The following is a 5,909-nucleotide window of genomic DNA, read 5'->3' on the forward strand; positions in this document are numbered from 1 at the left end:
TTCCTCTGCTATATTTATACTTTAAAGTAAGACTTGATAAATGTCAACCGTCAGGTGATATTTGACATTTATCAGATGACAACTTATAGTACTAATAATAAAACAAGGATTAAATAAAAAAGGAGTGATTGAGTGGATTTATGTTTGATGAAAGTTGAAAGACGAATACAAAAAGATGTTCCAGATTTGGGGGAACGGATCTGGCGAGCAAGAAAGCTCGACAAGCGTCCGCTTACGGAAATAGCAGCAACAGCTGGAATGAGCCTTCAGAACTGGTACTCAATTGAAAAAGGAGAGATAAAAGTACTGCCAGAATCAACATTGAGAAAAATAGAAACCGCTCTAGGCATTAATCTAGGCGTTACTTTTGATTTTAATGATGTGATTTTTGAAGACGAAGAAGGTTAAAAGCGATCGCCCCCGGCCAAGAGTGCGATCGCCTGAACTAGCCCTTCCTAAAAGGAATAGTCATATTCAACCTAAAGAATTTTAGGAAGTCAAACAAGAGTAGCCTTTTAATCGCTTCAGTGACATTAATAACTAAGGTAAAGATTACTAAATTGCCCTAAAAGCGATGTAACCAGATTTTTATCGTATCTTGCTGTACTCGTGAAGTAGATTTTCTAAGTAAATACAGGTAAACAATAACTGCAAACGATCGCTATTAAGCGATGTGCTAATTAAATATCGCCACAAAGTCAAAGCCATGTCTAACCCAGCAGCAGTTTTACAACTACTCCTCCAAGACAATCCCAACTTATTCACTACAGAAGGTTTATCAGCCTTACTGGAAGACTGTATTTGTCTAAAATATCCCAAACGCCACAAATTCACTTACCCCTCTCTGCTAAACCAACAGGTTTACTTGTCCCTTGCAAATCTTGGTGACGGTAGCAATGAAGATGAAGAAATCCTTCGTCGCATTCTGTCAGACCCTAAAGGCTGGTGCATGGATGCCCCAGCAGAGGTAAAAGAAGGGGGTAAGTTTTACGACAATATGGGTAAAGTGTTTGGCCCTCGTTTTGGAACTGACCTTTTTCTCTACCACACTGTCCGAGACAACATTCAAAAGCTTCAGAAAAGGTTAGGCATCTCTGGGGTGAGAACAAGAAATATCTCTGTACGCGATCGCCTATTTTCATTCCCGACAGTAGAGGATCAGTTAATCACGCTGGATGAAGATCGCGTTACCCTTCAACAAGCTGTACCAGAAATCATCAAGTATTTTGTCAGCCTTGTGCAGATGCAGCCTGCATACAAATTATTTTTAGTTGATCGGGAAGAGCAAAAAACTTCCGTTTCAGTCACCGCAGTTGAAAATGCGGCATCAAACGTAGTAATAGCAGAGATTTACACTGAATCTTACAACTGGGAGCTAACAGGCGCTAACTGTTGGCGGGGCAAAAGCGTCGAAAGATTAGACCCTGATGAGATCCGTCTTACCCTCCATCTCGACTGGGACGAGAACAAGTTCATCTTTTTTGAAGCCCAACACCCTAACTTGAGCCGATTTCCTTGGTTAGACACGGCAGAGTAAAACACATTTTTAAACTTGTGCAAGTCTGAAAAATTATTTTAGGAGCGAACTATGACATTACTCTTAAATCAGTCGCTACTGCTCGAATCCAAATCTTTTAGAACCGAAGCCATCACAAACTTTTCTGACGACAAGGCAATAGATATTCTGGCAAAGGCTAAAGCAATTATCTTTGCAGTTTGGGGTGGTAGTGGTTGGGCGACTACAGCACAAATCGCAGAATATTTCGGAACTACGGAGTCATCTGTCAGAGAACTCTTTCGTGTTAATGGGGCTGAATTTCGAGACTGGGAAACCAAAACCCTTACTGGTAAGGACTTACGGAATGCTCGTAAGACGCTCTGTTTACCATCCCGAACATCCCAAGCCAGGGTTTTCTCCGCATTAGGCACACTCCGAATTGCAATGCTTTTGACCGAATCGGAGATTGCTGCTCAAGTACGCAGTATCATTTTAGATTTAGTTTCATCTGTACCAGCGATCGCTCCCCAGCAACCCACTACACCAGCCCTTCCCCCAGTTGAGCAACGGCTAGATACTTTTGTCAAAGCAATGAAAACTTTAGCCGAACTTACCGGTGGCAGACTCAACCCATACATGGAACAGAATTGCAAAGACTTCGCCGCCAATCTTTTAGCTGACTACAACAGACAGTCCCTTACCAGCACACAAGAAAAGTGGCTTGGCGTGGTCAACTTTGCAGAGAGCGAACTTGGAAAGAAAGTCCCCCTGAGCGGCGCTCACTATCGCGGACACTTAGGCACATGGGTTCGCACGTTTTACCCACAGTTAGGCGATCGCCAAGAGACACGATTGGTTAACGGCGTTCAACAGCCCATCTATGTCTACGCTTGTCATGATCCGGCTGTTGCGGCTGGGTTGACCAAAGCTATAGAAGAGTTCTTCGCTCATCCCAGTCCTGGTGCAGCGCTAAGGCAGGCGGGGGCTTTCACTAGCAAAAAGGAACCAGTGCTGACCAAGTGAAAGCGAACGCCCCCACCACAGAAACGTTCGCTGATCTAAAGATGGAATTTTTTGCTGAAGCATCGAATATTACCAATAACATTAAAAGCTTCTCTTTCACGTAGTCAAGCAAGTACCAAACTTCTGACATGATCCGTTACAAAGATGACTGCTCTAGCAAATAATACACATCTCAAGAAAGTGTTGTAACTTCAAGGTTTCTAACAATCAAAATAAAAAGCGATTGCCGCTTGATAAGTAACAATCGCCACACAAAAATACTCCTTACTTTCAGGATAACGGATATGAAAGTCATTGTTACATTAGTTGAAAAAATCACATCAGAAGCTCACATTGATATTCCCGATGGGTTATCAAAAGCAGCAATTAAACAGCATATAACAGACCGCTATAACAGTGGAGAAATGCAAACAGATTTGAACATTTTCCACGTTGATTTTGAATCAATCAGCGTTCACATTGGTAAAAAGCCCCAAATCACTTGGCAACCTGGAAAGCCTTGGAGTTCAAAGCGTTCCTATTATTTTTGCAAGCTTGGAAGATTTACTTTGACTCTGTTAACTGACACAGAGCAAAACTTAACTCGTACAGAAGTTTACTTTGGGCATCACAAGCAACTTATTTATACGTCACAAAAAGACATATCCAAAGAATTGGCAATAGTCGAACTTCAAAATTTCTTAAGCGGATTAGCTGTTGAACTTCAGACTTTAACCCACATTGAATTTAGTGAGGATGAATTATGACTGTTGTACCATTATTAGCACCAGAAATCACCGTCATCGAAACTGTCACCCGACATCCTCTAAACTTTTACGAATCTCCATCATGGTTCACAACTGAACTACTGCGTCATGTTCCGTTATCTGGTGTGATTGGTGAGCCATGTGTTGGAGATGGGGCGATCGCATCTTTACTCCAAGCCTGGCCATACACCGAAAGAATTTGGACAAATGACATAGATGCGGATAAACCAGCAGATTATCACCTAGATGCAACACTATCCCAATCATGGGATTCTTTGCCAGAGTGCGATTGGATCTGTACTAATCCGCCATATTCAGAGTTTGCTGCACCAATTATCAAGAATGCATTCGCAAAAGCACGTGTGGGTGTAGCTGCATTCCTTCTGACCAGCTTTCTCGAACCCTGTGATGATCGTGCGGATTTCTTGCAGCAGCACCCGCCGTCACTTGTACTGATTCTGCCGCGCTTCTGTTTCCGCAAGGATAAACGGGGTAGTCGTTGGGCTACCGATAACATTACCATCTCGTGCTTTGTCTGGGACAAACGCGCAACAGGGCAGCAAAGTATTATTCGTCCCAAGTCGGCGATCACTGGGTTTTACAAGAATCCAGAACAGGCTATTTCGCAAGAACGGGCTATTGAAATCGTTCGGGCAATCGCCAAAGGAGAATTATGAAACAGATGTCGCTTTTTGATGAACCTACCACAGTTTTACCGTCAGTTATTATCCAGACTTGCTCACCAAGCTGGAAGCCGACGAACTCTACCAACATTGCCAAGAACTGCAATGGCAGCAAAACACAATCAGAATGCTGGGTAAAACGATTCCTGTGCCTCGTTTGGAATGTATTTACGGGGATGAGGGCTGTGATTACCTTTACTCCAAGAACGTACTACTCAAACCACTATCTTGGACTTCATCGCTAGCCCAACTGCGAGATCGGATTACTGCTGCTACTGGCTACAGCTTCCGCATTGTCATCGGCAACCAATACAGAAGTGGCCAAGATTCAATAGGGTGGCACTCTGACAACGGACCATCAATGGGATTTAACCTTGCGATTGCATCAGTCAGCTTAGGGTGATGTCGCAAGTTTCAGATAAAACCCATCGGCGGCAGACCAACGGATTTCTGGCTGGAACACGGCAGTTTACTCGTGATGCACCCCGGTTGCCAGTCAACTCACCTTCACCAAGTCCCCAAGACCAACAAAGTGGTTAGCACACGTATTAATTTGACATTTCGACCGCATACAGGGGGAAGGATCTGAAGAAGACAGCTTGTTTTGAGTTTCAATCCAATTTTCCAAAATGGTGTATTATATTCTCTCTTAGTTCAGATGTACTATCATCTCTGTTTTAAAGCCTCTTACCCCAGCTAACAAGATATTTCTCACTCTGACGGCTGAACTAAAAACAACAGTCCTTTAACCCGTGTCTGCGTAACAAACCTTAAAGGCGGTATGACCATATACCGCAAAATTCTCATGCGTCAAAATATTGGAGGGGATATGACAGTTTTACCGACCGATTCTCAAGCCAAGCACCTACAAGAGTGGCTCAGTTGCGGGGTTGACGAAGAAATCATTGCTCTGAATGTGCGATCACTTGATGGTAACGTGCCTTATGAATATCTGCTATACAGCCCCAAAATCTCCCGTCGCAATGATGGACGGCTACGAGATAGAGATTTGAAGAAGTACCAGCACATTGAACTAGGCGGCTGGTGGTGCAATGGCGTTGACCCCCTCAACAACTACGCGCCGATGATGTGGGGCTGTTTCAAACCCGACCATCCCCGACGCGACCGCCAGAAAATTCACAAGTTTATCAAGTACGAGCATCCTTACAGAGAAGAGACACGCGCCTTCTTCCTCTTAGTGCCGAATCGCATTTGGGTGAAAGTCTCCAATCGTAGCGGTATTCCCATCACCGAAGAAGACCTACAGCATCCTGGGGGTTTTTGGCACTGGGTATGGAAGCATAATGTACCAGTCACAATTGTCGAAGGTGTCAAAAAAGCAGGAGCATTACTGACTGCTGGTTATGCAGCGATCGCAATTCCTGGCGTTAACGCTAGATACCGTACACCGCAAGATGAGTATGGTACAGCTAATGGCAAACCATACCTCATCCCAAACTTGAAACATTTTGCAACACAGGGGAGACAGGTTAACATCTGCTTTGACCAAGATAATAAGCCCGAAACTGCACAGCGAGTCAGAACCGCTATCAGTCGTATGGGACGGCTGTTGGTAAACGAGGGTTGTTCGCTGCGGGTGATTGATTTACCAATTGGGGCAGAGAAAGGGGTTGATGATTTTATTGTCGCCAAGGGTCAGCCGGCATTTGACGCGCTCTACAACACTGCCGTTGCACTGGAGTTGTGGGAGATTAAGCTGTTTACCTTGTTGACTTACCCGCCTGCGATCGCACTCAACCAAAGATTCCTTGCCCGGATTTCTCACAAGTGCGAAAAAATCATTGAGATGAGTAAAATTTAGGAAAGGATATTTTATACATCAGTGGATTAAATTCAGGAACCGAAGACAATCACGTATTATCCGAAGTTTTAAAGATAAATAAAATACGAATAAAACGAAAAGTACTGGAGTAATAACTATGATTAGCAATAATTAGG

At 43.8% G+C, this 5,909-nt stretch carries 6 protein-coding genes and 1 pseudogene; all 7 read left to right on the forward strand.

The window, feature by feature from the left end; translation table 11 throughout:
* The first annotated feature begins 147 nt into the window (after positions 1-147).
* Complete coding sequence (locus H6G97_RS43640) at positions 148-408, forward strand: helix-turn-helix domain-containing protein (protein WP_190946732.1); 261 nt, start codon at positions 148-150, stop codon at positions 406-408.
* A gap of 265 nt (positions 409-673) precedes the next feature.
* Positions 674-1,537 carry a hypothetical protein gene (locus tag H6G97_RS43645; protein ID WP_338421972.1) on the forward strand — a complete coding sequence of 288 codons (864 nt, stop codon included), beginning with the start codon at positions 674-676 and terminating at the stop codon, positions 1,535-1,537.
* A gap of 51 nt (positions 1,538-1,588) precedes the next feature.
* Positions 1,589-2,521, forward strand: coding sequence for a hypothetical protein (locus H6G97_RS43650; protein WP_190946730.1), 933 nt, complete (start codon positions 1,589-1,591; stop codon positions 2,519-2,521).
* 284 nt (positions 2,522-2,805) lie between these two features.
* The gene (locus H6G97_RS43655; RefSeq protein WP_190946734.1) at positions 2,806-3,267 is read left to right on the forward strand and encodes a hypothetical protein; all 462 of its coding nucleotides are present in this window, start codon (positions 2,806-2,808) and stop codon (positions 3,265-3,267) included.
* Positions 3,264-3,944 carry a hypothetical protein gene (locus H6G97_RS43660; protein WP_190946731.1) on the forward strand — a complete coding sequence of 227 codons (681 nt, stop codon included), beginning with the start codon at positions 3,264-3,266 and terminating at the stop codon, positions 3,942-3,944. The genes H6G97_RS43655 and H6G97_RS43660 overlap by 4 nt, the downstream gene beginning before the upstream one ends.
* 58 nt (positions 3,945-4,002) lie before the next feature.
* Positions 4,003-4,539, forward strand: a pseudogene (locus H6G97_RS43665) (alpha-ketoglutarate-dependent dioxygenase AlkB family protein).
* A gap of 192 nt (positions 4,540-4,731) precedes the next feature.
* The gene (locus H6G97_RS43670) at positions 4,732-5,772 is read left to right on the forward strand and encodes a DUF3854 domain-containing protein (RefSeq protein ID WP_338421973.1); all 1,041 of its coding nucleotides are present in this window, start codon (positions 4,732-4,734) and stop codon (positions 5,770-5,772) included.
* Positions 5,773-5,909: the final 137 nt, after the last annotated feature.

Source organism: Nostoc flagelliforme FACHB-838, from assembly GCF_014698065.1.
GTDB lineage: Bacteria > Cyanobacteriota > Cyanobacteriia > Cyanobacteriales > Nostocaceae > Nostoc > Nostoc flagelliforme_B.